Annotated in this window: 13 protein-coding genes; 8 read left to right on the top strand and 5 right to left on the bottom strand. The window is 64.6% G+C overall.

Translation table 11 applies throughout. The features are described 5' to 3' along the window. Positions 1 to 97: 97 nt before the first annotated feature. On the bottom strand, positions 98 to 1,771 hold the full coding sequence (recN, locus tag BLR71_RS11780; protein WP_092526467.1) for a DNA repair protein RecN: 1,674 nt from the start codon (positions 1,769 to 1,771) through the stop codon (positions 98 to 100). 225 nt (positions 1,772 to 1,996) lie between these two features. Between recN and grpE the strand changes: the two genes are divergently transcribed. The 4 genes from grpE (at position 1,997) to BLR71_RS11760 (ending at position 7,026) form a co-directional block, all read left to right on the top strand. Beyond that, entirely contained in the window at positions 1,997 to 2,587 is a 591-nt protein-coding gene (grpE, locus tag BLR71_RS11775; protein ID WP_092526464.1) for a nucleotide exchange factor GrpE, read from the top strand. Positions 2,588 to 2,787: 200 nt separating this feature from the next. Beyond that, a complete protein-coding gene (gene dnaK / locus BLR71_RS11770; protein WP_092526460.1) occupies positions 2,788 to 4,713 on the top strand; it encodes a molecular chaperone DnaK in 1,926 nt (641 codons plus the stop codon). Positions 4,714 to 4,805: 92 nt separating this feature from the next. After that, a complete protein-coding gene (dnaJ, locus tag BLR71_RS11765; protein ID WP_092526457.1) occupies positions 4,806 to 5,945 on the top strand; it encodes a molecular chaperone DnaJ in 1,140 nt (379 codons plus the stop codon). 184 nt (positions 5,946 to 6,129) lie between these two features. Then, positions 6,130 to 7,026, top strand: coding sequence for a DMT family transporter (locus BLR71_RS11760; protein WP_092526454.1), 897 nt, complete (start codon positions 6,130 to 6,132; stop codon positions 7,024 to 7,026). On the opposite strand, the gene BLR71_RS11755 is transcribed toward BLR71_RS11760, so the two are convergent. The 3 genes from BLR71_RS11755 to BLR71_RS11745 are packed head-to-tail and all read right to left on the bottom strand — an operon-like array spanning position 7,004 to position 9,940. After that, positions 7,004 to 7,753, bottom strand: a complete 750-nt coding sequence (locus BLR71_RS11755) for an ABC transporter ATP-binding protein (RefSeq protein WP_092526451.1) — start codon at positions 7,751 to 7,753, stop codon at positions 7,004 to 7,006. The genes BLR71_RS11760 and BLR71_RS11755 overlap by 23 nt on opposite strands. Further along, positions 7,747 to 8,823 carry a FecCD family ABC transporter permease gene (locus BLR71_RS11750; RefSeq protein WP_092526448.1) on the bottom strand — a complete coding sequence of 359 codons (1,077 nt, stop codon included), beginning with the start codon at positions 8,821 to 8,823 and terminating at the stop codon, positions 7,747 to 7,749. The genes BLR71_RS11755 and BLR71_RS11750 overlap by 7 nt, the downstream gene beginning before the upstream one ends. Beyond that, positions 8,813 to 9,940 carry an ABC transporter substrate-binding protein gene (locus tag BLR71_RS11745; RefSeq protein WP_092526445.1) on the bottom strand — a complete coding sequence of 376 codons (1,128 nt, stop codon included), beginning with the start codon at positions 9,938 to 9,940 and terminating at the stop codon, positions 8,813 to 8,815. The genes BLR71_RS11750 and BLR71_RS11745 overlap by 11 nt, the downstream gene beginning before the upstream one ends. Before the next feature lie 228 nt (positions 9,941 to 10,168). Between BLR71_RS11745 and BLR71_RS11740 the strand changes: the two genes are divergently transcribed. Then, positions 10,169 to 10,450, top strand: coding sequence for a DUF2218 domain-containing protein (locus tag BLR71_RS11740; RefSeq protein WP_092526442.1), 282 nt, complete (start codon positions 10,169 to 10,171; stop codon positions 10,448 to 10,450). A gap of 13 nt (positions 10,451 to 10,463) precedes the next feature. After that, the gene (locus BLR71_RS11735) at positions 10,464 to 11,384 is read left to right on the top strand and encodes a DMT family transporter (RefSeq protein WP_245696424.1); all 921 of its coding nucleotides are present in this window, start codon (positions 10,464 to 10,466) and stop codon (positions 11,382 to 11,384) included. On the opposite strand, the gene BLR71_RS11730 is transcribed toward BLR71_RS11735, so the two are convergent. Next, complete coding sequence (locus tag BLR71_RS11730) at positions 11,356 to 12,468, bottom strand: esterase-like activity of phytase family protein (protein ID WP_092526439.1); 1,113 nt, start codon at positions 12,466 to 12,468, stop codon at positions 11,356 to 11,358. The two genes, BLR71_RS11735 and BLR71_RS11730, sit on opposite strands and share 29 nt — an antisense overlap. A 194-nt stretch (positions 12,469 to 12,662) precedes the next feature. Here BLR71_RS11730 and dapB point away from each other — a divergent pair, with 194 nt between their 5' ends. Both dapB and carA read left to right on the top strand, forming a co-directional pair. Next, entirely contained in the window at positions 12,663 to 13,481 is an 819-nt protein-coding gene (gene dapB, locus BLR71_RS11725; RefSeq protein WP_092526436.1) for a 4-hydroxy-tetrahydrodipicolinate reductase, read from the top strand. Between the two features lie 288 nt (positions 13,482 to 13,769). Further along, entirely contained in the window at positions 13,770 to 14,915 is a 1,146-nt protein-coding gene (carA, locus tag BLR71_RS11720) for a glutamine-hydrolyzing carbamoyl-phosphate synthase small subunit (RefSeq protein WP_092526433.1), read from the top strand. Positions 14,916 to 14,926 lie beyond the last annotated feature (11 nt).

The raw sequence follows: 14,926 nt of genomic DNA, 5'->3' as shown, positions 1-14,926 counted from the left end.
CTCGAAAGGTCGGCGTCTTTGTGTCTGGGCTTCTTGTATAGCGTCGTGTATAGGGTCGAGAAAGACCTGTGAGAAAGGGCGGTGGGCGGCCCTGGCCTCAGTGGTGCGGGCGCTGGCTGGCGTCGAGCATTTCCCGGGCGTGCGCCAGGGTGCGTTCGGACAGGTTGACGCCGCCCAGCATGCGGGCCAGTTCGCTGATGCGGCCTCCTTCGTCCAGTAGCGCCATGCGGGTCTGGGTGCTGTCGCGCTTGGCCTGTTTCTCGATATGCAGGTGCTGGTGCGCCTGGGCGGCGACCTGGGGCAGGTGTGTCACGGTCATCACCTGGCCGCTGGCGCCGAGTCGCTTGAGTAGCTGGCCGACGATTTCGGCGGTGGCGCCGGAAATACCCACGTCGACCTCATCGAACACCAGGGTGGGAATCGTCGAGTGGCTGGCGGCCACTACCTGGATGGCGAGGCTGATGCGCGACAGCTCGCCACCGGATGCCACCTTGGTCAGCGCCCGTGCCGGCTGCCCCGGGTTGGCGCTGATCAAGAACTGCACGCGATCGAGGCCATCCGGCGTCGGGCCGGTACGTTCCTCCAAGGCGACCTCGAAGCGCGCCTTACCCATGGCCAGAAACGCCAGCTGGCCCTGCACTTCCTTGCCGAATCGCTTGGCGGCCTTGTGACGTGCCTCGCTGACGTCCTTGGCCTGTGCGCGCCACTGCTCGCGCAGGGCCTCCACGTCGGCGCTGAGCGCTTCGATATCGTGCTCACCGCCATCCAGGCCTTCGAGCTCTTCGCTCAGCCGCCGATGCAGGGCGGTGACTTCCTCGGGCATGACGTGATGCTTGCGAGCGATGCGATGGACTTCGCCGAGGCGATGGTCGACCTCTGACAGGCGCTCTGGGTCGAGCTCGGTGGCGTCGGCAAAGCGGGCCAGCTCCCGGGCCGCTTCCTCGATCTGAATCCGCGCGCTGTCGAGCATGCCCAGCGCCTCGGCCAGGGCGCCTTTTTCGCTGCCGGGCAGAGGGGAAAGATGGCTCATGGCCTGGTTGAGCAGGGTCAGGGCGCCGCCTTCGTCACTCTCGCAGCACTCACTGGCGAACTGGCTCTCGCGCAGGTGTTCCTCGGCATGGGCGAGGCGCTCCTGCTCTTCCTCGAGCTCGGCGAGCTCGCCATCGGCCAGTGCCAGCTGGTCGAGCTCTTCGACCTGATAGCGCAGCAGCTGGCGGCGGGCCTGGATCTCGTCGCCGTCCTCGGCAAGGCGCTTCAGCTGCCGGCGGCTCGCCTGCCAGGCCCGGAAGGTCTCGGCCAGCTGGGTCACGGCGGGTCGGTGGCCGGCAAAGTCGTCGAGCAGCCGCAGGTGCGTATCTTCGTTCAGAAGCGCCTGGTGTGCGTGCTGGCCGTGAATTTCGATCAGGTGCTCGCCGAGCGACTTGAGATCGGCAATCGTCGCCGGCTGGCCGTTGATCCAGGCCTTGGAACGGCCACCCTTGGTGATGACCCGGCGCAGCAGGCAGTCGTCGGCGGGCAGCTCGCGGGCCTCCAGCCAGGCGCGGGCAGACGGCAGGTCGGCGATATCGAAGCGGGCGCTCAGGTCGGCGCGCTCGGCGCCATGACGCACGCTGCCGGCATCGGCGCGCTCGCCGAGGCAAAGCCCCAGGGCGCCAAGCAGAATCGATTTGCCGGCGCCGGTTTCGCCGGTGATGGCGGTCATGCCGCCCTGAAGTTCCAGGTCGAGTCGCTCGACAATGGCAAAGTCCTGAATGGCAAGCTGCACCAGCATGGCTGTCTCCCGCACGTGATGGGTAATGTCCCGCCGTCTCGCGTCGTGGTCTGTGCGTTTATACAGTAGTCTACACCCTCCTTCAATTGCCAGTGCAAACGCTGTCGCGTCATGCCTTGAGTTCGCCGTGACCATCCCCATATAGGCGGGAGTTCACCCGAATCAGTTGACCCATTCAGCTGCCAGGGCGGCTTTTGGCCGCCTTTCGACGTCAGGAGATGCTTCATGGCCAAAGAACCTCAGACGCCATCACAGCAAGAAGAGACCGAGCACAGCACGCTCGAGGAAGAAATCCAGGAAACCGTCGAGGCCATCGAGCCTGAGAGCGAAGTCGTCGACAACGCCGAGGCTGACGTGCTGGCCGCGAAGGTCGAAGAGCTCGAAGAGAGCCTGAAAGAGGCCAAGGACCAGCAGCTGCGCGCCGCGGCCGAGGCGCAGAACGTGCGTCGCCGTGCCGAGCAGGATGTCGAGAAGGCGCGCAAGTTCGCGCTGGAGAAGTTCGTCAAGGAACTGCTGCCGGTCATCGACAGCCTCGAGAAGGCCCAGGAAGCCATGGAAGATGGCGCCAGCGAAACGCATCGCGAAGGCGTGGCGATGACCCTCAAGATGAAGAAGGACGTGCTGGCCAAGTTCGGGGTCGAGGTCGTCGACCCGCAGGGCGAGCCGTTCGACCCGCAGTTTCACGAGGCCTTGACCATGGTGCCGTCGCCGGATGTCGAGCCCAATTCGGTCATCGAGGTGATGCAAAAGGGCTACCTGCTCAACGGTCGCCTAATCCGCCCGGCGATGGTCGTGGTCAGCCAGGCCGCGAGCTGATCGAGGTTGGCGGGCGGCCCCCTTCGCGGTGCGCCCGCCGCCTGCGCCACAGTGGTGCATGACAGAAAATCAGGAAACGTCGTCAAAAAAAGGGCTTGAAATGATCACAGCGGCCCCCACATAGACGACAACCCCGCGGCATTTGTCGCGAGTAACGAACCAAAGCAACGACTTTTCGCAACGACTTTCGAGGATTTCCTATGGGACGCATCATCGGTATTGACCTGGGGACAACCAACTCCTGTGTCGCCGTTCTCGACGGCGACAGCGCCAAAGTCATCGAGAACGCTGAAGGTGGTCGCACCACGCCGTCCATCATCGCCTACACCGATGATGGCGAGACGCTGGTGGGACAGGCGGCCAAGCGCCAAGCCGTCACCAACCCGCAGAACACCCTGTACGCCATCAAGCGTCTGATCGGCCGTCGCTTCAAGGACGATGTCGTCCAGAAGGACATCAAGATGGTGCCTTACACCATCACCGAAGCCGACAATGGCGACGCCTGGGTGCAGGTGAAGGACAAGAAGCTGGCACCGCCGCAGGTCAGCGCTGAAGTCCTGAAGAAGATGAAGAAAACCGCCGAGGACTACCTGGGCGAAGAAGTGACCGAGGCGGTCATCACCGTGCCGGCCTACTTCAACGACTCTCAGCGTCAGGCTACCAAGGACGCGGGTCGCATCGCCGGCCTCGAGGTCAAGCGCATCATCAACGAGCCGACCGCAGCCGCACTGGCCTACGGCATGGACAAAGCGCGCGGCGACAAGACCGTGGCGGTCTATGACCTGGGCGGTGGTACCTTCGATATCTCCATCATCGAAGTGGCCGACGTCGACGGCGAAACCCAGTTCGAAGTGCTCGCCACCAACGGCGACACCTTCCTGGGCGGCGAAGACTTCGACATGCAACTGATCAACTACCTGGTCGATCAGTTCAAGTCTGACAGCGGCATTGATCTGTCCGGCGACAACCTCGCCATGCAGCGCCTCAAGGAAGCTGCCGAGAAGGCCAAGATCGAGCTGTCCAGCGCCCAGCAGACCGACGTCAACCTGCCGTACATCACGGCCGACAACACCGGTCCCAAGCACCTCAACGTCAAGGTGACCCGTGCCAAGCTCGAGTCGCTGGTCGAAGATCTGGTCAAGCGCTCCATGGGCCCCTGCAAGACTGCACTGTCCGACGCCGGCCTGTCCTCCTCCGAGATCGACGACGTGATCCTGGTAGGCGGTCAGACCCGCATGCCGATGGTGCAGAAGCAGGTCGCCGAGTTCTTCGGCAAGGACGCCCGCAAGGACGTCAACCCGGACGAAGCCGTGGCCGTGGGCGCCGCGATCCAGGGCGGCGTGCTGGGCGGCGACGTCAAGGACGTGCTGCTGCTCGACGTGACCCCGCTGACCCTCGGCATCGAGACCCTGGGTGGCGTGATGACGCCGCTGATCGAGAAGAACTCGACCATCCCGACCAAGAAGACTCAGACCTTCTCGACTGCGGATGACAACCAGACGGCCGTGACCATTCACGTCCTGCAGGGCGAGCGCAAGCAGTCCAGCGGTAACAAGTCTCTGGGTCGCTTCGACCTGGCCGACATTCCGCCGGCGCCGCGCGGCGTGCCGCAGATCGAAGTCGCCTTCGACCTCGACGCCAACGGCATCCTGAACGTGTCCGCCAAGGACAAGGCGACCGGCAAGGAGCAGTCGATCGTCATCAAGGCCTCCAGTGGCCTGTCCGATGAAGAAGTCGAGCAGATGGTCCGCGACGCCGAGGCTCACGCCGACGAGGACAAGAAGTTCGAGGAGCTGGTCCAGCTGCGTAACCAGGCCGACGGCATGGTCCACGCTGCCCGCAAGACCATCGAGGAAGCCGGCGACAAGGCGACCGACGATGAGAAGCAGAAGATCGAAACGGCAATTGCCGAGTTGGAAGAAGCCTCCAAGGGCGATGACCAGCAAGACATCCAGGCCAAGCTGGATGCCTTGACCGAAGCCTCCGGTGCCCTGGCGCAGAAGATGTACGCCGAGCAGGCCGAAGGCGAGCAGGCCGAAGCTGGCGCCGAGGCGAGTGCCAAGCAGGAAGATGACGTGGTCGACGCCGAGTACGAAGAAGTCAACGACGACCAGAAAAAGCAGTAAACCACGACATCTGAATGATGGATGACGCCAGCGCGGGAGCCTGACTCCCGCGTTGGTGTTTCCGCACTGTCGCTACGGAGGCGGACAGAACTATGTCCAAACGTGATTACTATGAAGTTCTGGGCATCGAGCGCGGGGCTGACCAGAAAGAGGTCAAGAAAGCCTACCGACGCCTTGCCCAGAAGTTTCACCCGGACCGTAACCCGGATGACGAAAGCGCCCAGCAGAAGTTCCAAGAGGTCTCCGAGGCCTATGAGGTTCTGAGCGACGACGAGAAGCGTGCGGCCTACGACCAGTTCGGCCATGCCGGCGTTGACGGTCAGGCCGGCGGTGGTTTCGGCGGCGGCGCCGGCGCCGGTGGCTTCAGCGATATCTTCGGCGACGTGTTCGGGGATATCTTCGGCGGCGGCGGTGGTCGGCGCAACCCGAACGCCCCGCAGCGCGGCTCCGACCTGCGCTACAACCTCGAGCTCGACCTCGAGGATGCCGTGGCCGGTACCTCGGTGGATATTCGGGTGCCGCGCCACGTCGAATGCGGCCGCTGTGACGGCGGTGGTGCCGAGCCCGGCTCCACCAAGGAAACCTGCCCGACCTGTGCCGGTCACGGCCAGGTACGCATGCAGCAGGGCTTCTTCGCCGTGCAGCAGACCTGCCCGACCTGTCACGGCAGCGGTCAGCAGATCAAGGTGCCCTGCCACGAGTGTCATGGCGAGGGCCGCGTGCGCGAGACCCGCACCCTGTCGGTGAAGATTCCCGCAGGCGTCGATACCGGTGACCGCATTCGCCTCAACGCCGAAGGCGAAGCCGGCCTCAACGGTGGGCCGCCCGGCGATCTCTACGTGCAGGTGGCGATCAAGCCGCACAAGATATTCCGCCGCGACGGTCGCGACCTGCAGTGCGAAGTGCCGATTAACTTCGTCGACGCCGCCCTCGGCGGTGAGCTCGAAGTGCCGACCCTGAATGGCCGGGTCAAGCTGAAGATCCCCGCCGAGACCCAGACCGGCAAGCTGTTCCGCATGCGCGGCAAGGGCGTCAAGCCGGTGCGCGGTGGTCCCGCAGGCGATCTGCTGTGCAAGGTCGTGTTGGAAACACCGGTCAAGCTCAGCGACGACCAGAAGGACCTGTTGCGCCAGTTCCAGGACAGCCTGGAAGGCAGCAACAGCCATCACTCGCCGAAGAAGACCAGCTTCTTCGACGGCGTGAAGAAGTTCTTCGAGGACATGAAGCCGTAAGTCGGTTTCTTTCCCGAACGATCAAGGCCCCGCTCTCTGTTAAGGGAGCGGGGCCTTTTTCGTCTGAAGATGGGAATCATTCCTGATTCCCGTGTACCATATTGCCTCGCTTGCCGGTGAGCCGCCTTTCGACGGCAAGACGCAGGCCACCCTTTTTTACCTAGATCGAACGATAAGGACACTCATGGACGATGTTGCGGATCGGCCCTTGGCCGGCATTCTGCTCAGGCTGCTATCAGGCATCCTCTTCACCGGGATGATGGTGTGCGTCAAGGCGGTGAGTGTGGATGTGCCGCTGGGGCAGACCGTGTTCTTTCGCTCGGTGTTTGCGCTGTTGCCGATCGTGGCCTTCATGGCGTGGCGCCGGCAGTTTCCGGCGGCCCTGGCCACGCGTCGCCCGCTTGGGCACCTGGTGCGCTCGGGATTGGGGGCGGCGGCTATGTTTGCCTCCTTCGCGGCCGTGGCGAGGCTGCCGGTGGCCGAAGCCACGCTGCTGGCACAGCTATCGCCGGTCGCCATGGCGGTGGGCGGGGTGCTGCTGCTGGGCGAGCGGTTCTCCCTGCACCGGGGGCTAGCCCTGGCGCTGGTGCTCAGCGGGGTCGCGGTGCTGGTGGTGCCGGACCTGCAGGGCCCTCAGGAGGGCGTGCGCGTGCTGGGGTATCTGCTGGGTATCCTGGCGGCCTTGCTGACGGCGGGGGCGTTGATGACCGTACGGCGCATTTCGCGCACCGAGACGGCGGCCTCCATCGCCTTCTACTTCGTGATGGTCACCACCCTGGCGGGGCTGGCGACACTGCCGCTGGGTTGGGTGGCCGTATCCGGAGAGACGCTTGGCTTGCTGGTGCTGTCGGGGCTGTTCGGCGGTGCGGCGCACATCTGCATGACGCTGGCGCTGCGCTACGCCGAGGTCTCGCGTCTGGCGCCGTTCGAGTATGTGGCGCTGATCTGGCCGGTACTGGCAGACCTGTGGATATTTGGCCTACCGCTCACCAGCGGCTTCCTGTTGGCCCTGCCGCTGGTGTTGGGTGGCGCTGTCCTTGCGGGGTTCGAAGGGCGGTTTAAACGGCTGCTTCGACGATGAGCTGGGGGCGTCCCATCGAGCATGGCTCGATACGGGCGTCGACCTGGAAGACTTGTCGCAGCAGCTCGGGAGTCACCACCTGCTCGGTGGTGCCGCAGGCCACCAGCTGGCCGTTTTCCAGCACCATGGCCTGGTCGGTGAAGCGCAGCGCATGGCCGATGTCGTGCAGCGAGGCAATGACCAGCATCTCTCGCTCGCGGGCCAGCCGCCGCAGGATGCTTAGCAGGCTGATCTGGCGGTGAAGGTCCAGCGCCGAGGTTGGTTCGTCCAGTAGCAGGATTTCTGGCGCCTGGACCAGCGCCTGAGCCGCGCTCACCAGTTGTCGCTGCCCGCCGCTGAGGTCGCCGATATCGCGCTTGCTCAGTGTTTCGATGCCCAGGTCCTCGAGGGCGCGATCCACCTCGCGCAGGTCTTCGGGCTGAACCTTCAGGCTACGCCCCTGCATGCGTGCCAGCAGCACCGATTCGTAGACCGTTAGCACCGCACTGGAACCCGTTTCCTGGGGCATATAGGCCACCGGGCGCTCGCTGGTGGCGCCCTCGATGCGTACTTCGCCACCGCCCTTGAGCAGCCCAAGGATGCGCCGGAAGAGGGTCGACTTGCCGGCGGCGTTGGGGCCTAGCAGAGACACGATCTGGCCGCCGGCGAAGGTGGGCGTGGTGATCTCCGAGAGAATTTGGCGCCGGCCGTAGTGTGCCGAAAGGTGTTCTAGCGTAAGCGTTACCATGAAGCCTTCTTGTGGCGGAGCACGAGGAACAGGAAGAACGGAATGCCCACCAGCGAGGTGATGATGCCGATGGGGATAATGGTGCCGGGCAGGATGATCTTCGACAGCACGGAGCCGACCGAGAGGATCAGGGCGCCGCAGAGCGCCGAGCCAGGCAAGAAGAAGCGCTGGTCTTCCCCCAGCAGCATGCGGGCGATATGCGGCCCGACCAGGCCAATGAAGCCGATGGTGCCGACGAAGGCAACCGAGATGGCGGCCAGCAGCGAGACCAGCACCAGCACCTCCAGGCGTAGCGCCCTCGGGTTGACGCCCAGGCTCTCGGCCTTGGCATCGCCCATGCGCATGGCGGTCAGCGCCCAGCCGTGACGCGCCAGCAGCGGCAGAATAACGGCCAGCACGCCAAGGGCGATCCACAGCTTGGACCAGGTGGCCTTGGTCAGGCTGCCCATGGTCCAGAACACTACCGCCGATACCGCTTGCTGGCTGGCGAAGAACTGGATCAGTGCCATCAGCGAGTTGAAGATGAACACCATGGCGATGCCCAGCAACACGATGGTCTCGATGGTGACGCCGCGCCGCATGCTCAGCAGATGAATGGCGCCGGCGGTCAGCATGGCCATCACGAAGGCATTGATCGGAATGATGTAGTCGACCGCCGCCGGCACCAGTGACACCCCAAAGGCCAGCGCCAGCGCGGCGCCGAAGCTGGCACCAGCGGAAATGCCCAGCGTGAAGGGGCTGGCCAGCGGGTTACTGAGGATGGTCTGCATCTGGGCGCCGGCGATCGACAGGCTGGCGCCGACCACCAGTGCCATCAGTGCGACAGGCATGCGGATTTCCCACAGGATGACCCTGACCGGCTCGCTCACGGCATCCGGTGTCAGCAGGGCGGTGATCACTTGGCCCAGGCCATAGCGCGCCGGCCCAAGTGCCAGGTCAAAGCATAGGCTCAGGCCCAGCGCCAGGGTGAGGGCGGCCAGAATCAGCTGGCGCCGGATCACTAAAGAGCGGTAGAAGCCTCCCTCTTTTGCATCTGGGGAGGCCGTGCTTAAGGTCGTCTCAGTGCTCATTCAAGGAAACCCAATAGCCGGCTTGGTAATCGACCGGCAGGAAGCGCTCGTGCAGGGTCTTTAGCGTCGCCTCGGGGTCCAGGTCGCTGAACAGTTCCGGGTGTAGCCATTTGGCGAGCTGCTGCACGGCCACGAAGTAATAGGGGCTGTTGTAGAACTGGTGCCAAATGGCATGGAAGTTGTCATTCTTGACGGCGTTGATGCCGGTCATGGCGGTGCGCTCGGTCAGCGCTTGAAGCTTCTCTCGGGCCACGTCCAGGTCGGCACCCGGCCCCACGCCGACCCAGTTACCGTCGGGCACGTAGGCGTCCCAGCTGCCGCCGGTGACGACCACGTGGTCGGGGTTGGCAGCGATGATTTGCTCGGGGTTGAGAGTGCCGAAGGTGTTGGGAATGATATCGGCGGCGATGTTGGCGCCTCCCGCGAGTTCGACATACTCGCCAAAGTTGGCCGGCCCGAAGCTCATGCAGCAGTCTTCCGAGTAGCCGCCGGCACGGTCAATGAAGACCTTTGGACGCTCGGGGTCGGCCGCCTCGATTGTGTCGGTGACCCGGGCCATCTGCGCTTCGGCGAAGTCAATGAAGTCCTGCGCCCTTTCCTCATCGCCCAATAGGCGGCCCATCAGACGCATGGAGGGGATGGTGTGCTTGATGGGGTCCTCGCGGAAGTCCACATAGACGATCGGAATACCGAGCTGGGCCAGCTTGTCGTCGTAGGCGGCATCCTCGGTGGCCGCTTTGGCCTCGAGGTTCATCAGCACCACGTCCGGCTGCAGCGTGGCGGCCTGCTCGACGTCGAAGGTGCCGTCCTTGAAGCCGCCGAAGGTGGGAATGTCCTTCAGTTCCGGGAACTTGGCGGCATAGGCCGCGTAGTTGTCCGGATCGGCCTCGGAAAAGTCCTTGCGCCAGCCGACGACGTGCGCGAAGGGATCTTCGGGCTCCAGTGCTCCCAATAGATAGATTTGGCGCCCTTCGCCCAGGATCACGCGCTCCACTGGCGCGTCGAGGGTGACCTCGCGGCCGGCGATGTCGGTGACGGTGATGGGATCGGCCTGTGTGGCCATGGAGGTGAGGGCGATGGCCGTGCCAATGATGGTCTTGAGCAGTGAGCTATGCATGAGCGGATGTCTTACTCGTGGTTGGGTCACGTCGAGAGCGGCCAGCGGACGCTGACAGGTCCTGTTGCCGTTTAGTTCTGATTCTTATTTGCAAATGAGGCGCAGTATGGCGCAATCCCCAGGCAGCGTCTAGATAGCCGGGGCGCTGTTTGTCCCCCGATGGGCTGGCGCTCGCTGGGGTTGCGGTCTTAGGCTGGAGGTCCATCACTAAGGAATGAAGAGTCCACGATGCCCATTTCACGTACTGAAATTCCCACCGAGTCCGGAGCCAAGCTGATCAAGCGGCTTTGCAAGCACTGGGCGCACAAGTTCCAAGTCGAGCACGAAGAGGGACATGGCCGTATCCACTTCGAGGCTGGCACCTGCCTGATGGAAGCCGATGCCACCCACCTGCGGGTAGCCGTCGAGGCGCTGGATGTCGAGAGCCTCGATACGCTGGAAGGCGTGGTCGCGAGCCACTTGGAGCGCATGGCCGGCGATGAGCCGCTGACATTGGTCTGGGAAAACTGACTAGACGCGCTCCGTGATCCTCAAGGCCCACCTTGGCTTGCTGCTGTGGGCGCTGCTGGTCGGCCTGTCGTTTCCGGCGGTGGGGCTGATCAGCGCCGATCTGCCGCCCATGCTGCTGACGGCCCTGCGCTTTGCGATAGCGGCGCTGGCGCTCTGGGGGCTGGCTAGGCGAGCGCCGGATCGCTGGCCCCATGGCGCTGCCTGGCTGCTTTACGGGGCCATGGGCCTGTGCCTGGCCGGCTTCTTTGCGGCCATGTTCTGGGCGGCCCATCATGCGACGGCGCTGTCGATGGCCACACTGTTCGTCAGTGTGCCGCTGCTGGCCTTCTTGTTCGGCCTTGCCGCAGGGCTCGAGCGCCGCGGCTGGCGGCTGCCTTTGCTGCTTGCCATGGGGGCCGCCGGTGCGCTGCTATTGGCGGTAGTCGAGGCCGAGGGTCGGGCCAGTGTCAGCCAGGGTATCGTCTTCGGGCGCGGCGAGGCGGTGTTTCTGCTCGGCTGCATGGCCAGTGCGCTCTATCCGGTATTGTCCAAATGGGGGCTGGCTCGGGGGTGGCTGTCGAGCTCGGCGGCGGTGCGCACCTTCTGGAGTCTGGCGCTGGGAGGGACCCTGATCGGCGCCCTGGGCCTGGTCGTTGAGCCTGTAGCGGCGCTATCCAAGATGCGCCTCAGAGACGCGCTGGTGGTGGTCTACCTGGGGCTTTTCTCCAGCGCGGTGACTTTCTGGCTGCAGCAGCGAGCCACGGCGGTGCTCACCCCCGCTGCCGTGACGGCCTATGGCTACCTGGTGCCCTTCGTGTCGATGCTGCTGCTGTTTCTCCAGGCGCCTGGCCGGCTTGGCTGGGAGTGGCTGCCCGGTAGTGTGCTGGTGCTGGCGGCGATGGGATTGCTGTGGCGTGATGATGCTCTCAGTCGCTTGGCAGCGAGAAACAGCTGAGCAGGGTCGTTTGCAGCGCGATGAAGTTGTCGTCACTGACCATCAGGAAGCGGCCATTGTCGAGCCGTGTCAGTCCTTCGAAGTTATCCAGCCGCCAGCCCTCGCCGCTGGAAAGGCGCGCGAGGGTTTCGACCTCGGCCTCCTGGCTGTCGCTGAGGCGCACGCGACGCAGGCTGATTACCAGCGGCGCCGGCGGCGCAAAGGCGCGTTCCAGTGCCAGCAGGGTATCGCCGTTTCCTTCCATATCCGTCAGGCTGCTGCCCGCCTCCGGCGCCAAGGCGTAGCGCCATTGTCGACCGCTGGCGGGGGCGAACAGGCGCGTGGTGCCCGCCGGCATGCCGGCGGGCGAACTTTCCAGGCCGACGATAAGCCCCTCGCGACGGTCAATGGCGAGAGCCTCGGCGCCGGCGTTGAAGTCGGCGCCCTCGAAGCCCTTTGGTCGCATCGGCTGACCCACCGGCCGGCCGTCGGGCGTGAAACGCTGCAGGCGATGTTCGCGCTCGAAGCCAACCAGCAGGATAGCGTCGCCGGCTATCCCGTTGGCGCCATTCTCGACGATCAGCGATTCGGCATCGGCGGCGTCGTCTTCGAGCGGCTGGCCAGCGGCATCCTTGAGGGCTAGAGAGGCCAGCAGCGTGAAACCGCTGAGCCTGCCGGCGGTGAAGGTGAGCTGTGCCTGGTATAGCTGGCCGCGATCGGATAACAGGTAGAGCCGCTGGGCATCGCTGTCCCAGCCCAGCGCCGAGAGTCCGCCCAGCGCCGTGTCGTTCAGAGGGCCGCCACGCTGGCTCTCGGAATGCCATTGGGAGGGCAGTTGCAGAGTGCCGCACTCCTCGATGCCTGCGTTAGGTGCGCCAGTTGACGGGGCCAGCTGGGTCGGCCTGACGCCGCCCGCACAGCCCAGGGGTATCAGGGCAAGTGTAACGATGACGGGCAGCAGCCAGGCGCCAAGTCGCAGCAGCAGGCGCCAGGGCCTTGTGCGCGCGCCTGCTCGCGGGGCTGCGTGAGGAGCTGCGTGAGGAGCTGCGTGAGGAGCTGAGTCAGGGCCCGAAGCAGGCCAGTAGGGCCAATGGGGACGAGGCATGGTGGTAACCGGTGTGATGACCCTTGGAGCTTAGGCCAGTCGCGTGGCGCGCGCATGACAGACGCGCCGCGCCGACAGTTGCTATACTCCCGCGACTTTTTGTACGACGTTTCCTACGACGTTCCACTTACACGACCTGCCTCGTGATGCTCCGCGATTTGCCCCGCGAGTTTCGCCAACCGCCTGGAGACCCTATGTCCTCTCACGCTCCCCGCATTGCCATCGTCGGTGCCGCTGGCCGCATGGGCCGCACCCTGGTTAACGCCGTCACTCAGGATCCGGATGCCATTCTGGCCGCGGGCATCGTCGAGTCCGGTAGCTCGCTTGCGGGTGCCGATCTCGGCGAGCTTGCGGGGCTCGGCAAGCTCGGGGTGGTGGCAAGCGACTCCCTTGGCGCCGTGCTTGATGACGTCGATGTGCTGATCGACTTCACCGCCCCTCAGGTCACGCTTTCCAACCTGGCGCTGTGCGCCGAGCATGGCAAGGCAATCGTGATTGGCACCACCGGGCTTTCCGACGCTGAGATCGCCACGCTCGACGGCTATCGTGATCGGGTGCCGATGGTCTTCGCGCCAAACATGAGTGTCGGCGTCAATCTGACCCTCAAGCTGCTGGAGACCGCTGCCAAGGCGCTGGGTGACGAGGGCTACGATATCGAGGTGATCGAGTCTCACCATCGCCACAAGGTCGATGCGCCTTCCGGCACGGCACTGAAGATGGGCGAGGTGATGGCCGATGCGCTGGAGCGTCCCCTCAAGGAATACGGCGTCTTCGAGCGGGTCGGCCAGTGCGGGCCGCGCACCGACAAGGAGATCGGCTTCGCCACCGTGCGCGCCGGCGATATCGTCGGTGAGCACACGGTGATGTTCGCCACCGAAGGCGAGCGCATCGAGATTACCCACAAGGCCTCGAGCCGCATGACCTTCGCCAAGGGGGCGGTGCGCGCGGCGCGCTGGGTGTCCGGCCGGGAGGCTGGTCGCTATGACATGCAGGATGTGCTCGAATTGAAATAACGCAAACCCGCACGGCGTCTGGCGTCCATTGGACCAAAGGGCTAGCCGCCGGGCGCTGTTTCCGGTAACATTGATCAAATTTTTTGGCCGGGCGGTGTTATCTCGCTTGTAGCGAATCGCCCAAGCAGGCACGTCGAGCGAATGACAACAAGCGGGATGGAACCGGTTTTTCGGGTTTCGTCCCGCTTTTTTACGAGCCGCCGGCAGCGCCCGCCGCAAAAACACACTAGTCGTCGGACGATGAGACCGTTGCCCCTGACGGTCTCCTGAGCATGGGAGGAAGTTGCGTTGAACAAACCCGCGATATTGGCCTTGGAAGATGGCAGCGTATTCCATGGCACCGCGATCGGCGCCGATGGGCAAACCAGCGGTGAAGTGGTGTTCAATACCGCCATGACCGGTTACCAAGAAATTCTCACCGACCCCTCCTACACCCGACAGATCGTCACCCTCACCTATCCCCACATCGGCAATACCGGCATCAATTCAGAAGACGTCGAATCCGGCGCCATTGCCGCTGCCGGTCTGGTGATTCGCGACCTGCCGCTGCTGGCCAGCAACTTTCGTAGCGAGCAGCGCCTCGACGACTACCTGAGAAGCCAGAATGTGCTCGGCATCGCCGACATCGACACCCGCCGCCTGACCCGCATCCTGCGCGACAAGGGGGCCCAGAACGGCGCCATCCTGGCCGGCGCGGAAGCCGAGGGCGATGACGCCGTCGAGCGTGCCCTGGCCGCGGCCAAGGCCTTCCCGGGTCTCAAGGGCATGGATCTGGCCAAGGTGGTGTCCTGTCAGAGCCCGTATGAGTGGAGCGAAGGTGAGTGGACCCTGGGCCAGGGCTATGCCGATACCACCGCTAATGAGCGCCCCTTCCATGTGGTCGCTTATGATTTTGGCGTCAAGCGCAACATCCTGCGGATGCTGGCTTCCCGCGGCTGCCGCCTGACCGTGGTGCCGGCCCAGACCCCGGCCGCCGAGGTGCTGGCGCTCAACCCGGACGGCGTCTTCCTGGCCAATGGCCCGGGCGACCCCGAGCCCTGCGATTACGCCATCACGGCGATCCGCGAGATCCTCGACACCGAGCTGCCGGTGTTCGGCATCTGCCTGGGGCATCAGCTGCTGGCGCTGGCCAGCGGTGCCAAGACCGTCAAGATGAAGTTTGGCCACCACGGCGCCAACCATCCGGTCCAGGACCTGGAAACCGGCCAGGTGATGATCACCAGCCAGAACCACGGCTTTGCCGCCGACGAAGCGAGCCTGCCGGAAACGCTGCGCGCGACGCATCGCTCGCTGTTCGATGGCTCGCTGCAGGGCATCGAGCGCACCGATCGTCCGGCGTTCAGCTTCCAGGGCCACCCCGAAGCGAGCCCTGGCCCGCGCGATGTCGCGCCGCTGTTCGACAAGTTCGTTGACCTGATGCAGGCCCGCCGCTAAGCGGCTCCTGC

The organism is Onishia taeanensis, assembly GCF_900100755.1.
GTDB classification, from domain to species: domain Bacteria; phylum Pseudomonadota; class Gammaproteobacteria; order Pseudomonadales; family Halomonadaceae; genus Onishia; species Onishia taeanensis.
This window is presented reverse-complemented; position numbering and strand designations above follow the sequence as displayed.

Bases quoted from the DNA above. Each gene is read 5' to 3' on its own strand.
- recN (WP_092526467.1), bottom strand. From the start codon at position 1,771: ATGCTGGTGCAGCTTGCCATTCAGGACTTTGCCATTGTCGAGCGACTC.
- grpE (WP_092526464.1), top strand. From the start codon at position 1,997: ATGGCCAAAGAACCTCAGACGCCATCACAGCAAGAAGAGACCGAGCAC.
- dnaK (WP_092526460.1), top strand. From the start codon at position 2,788: ATGGGACGCATCATCGGTATTGACCTGGGGACAACCAACTCCTGTGTC.
- dnaJ (WP_092526457.1), top strand. From the start codon at position 4,806: ATGTCCAAACGTGATTACTATGAAGTTCTGGGCATCGAGCGCGGGGCT.
- BLR71_RS11760 (WP_092526454.1), top strand. From the start codon at position 6,130: ATGGACGATGTTGCGGATCGGCCCTTGGCCGGCATTCTGCTCAGGCTG.
- BLR71_RS11755 (WP_092526451.1), bottom strand. From the start codon at position 7,753: ATGGTAACGCTTACGCTAGAACACCTTTCGGCACACTACGGCCGGCGC.
- BLR71_RS11750 (WP_092526448.1), bottom strand. From the start codon at position 8,823: ATGAGCACTGAGACGACCTTAAGCACGGCCTCCCCAGATGCAAAAGAG.
- BLR71_RS11745 (WP_092526445.1), bottom strand. From the start codon at position 9,940: ATGCATAGCTCACTGCTCAAGACCATCATTGGCACGGCCATCGCCCTC.
- BLR71_RS11740 (WP_092526442.1), top strand. From the start codon at position 10,169: ATGCCCATTTCACGTACTGAAATTCCCACCGAGTCCGGAGCCAAGCTG.
- BLR71_RS11730 (WP_092526439.1), bottom strand. From the start codon at position 12,468: ATGCCTCGTCCCCATTGGCCCTACTGGCCTGCTTCGGGCCCTGACTCA.
- dapB (WP_092526436.1), top strand. From the start codon at position 12,663: ATGTCCTCTCACGCTCCCCGCATTGCCATCGTCGGTGCCGCTGGCCGC.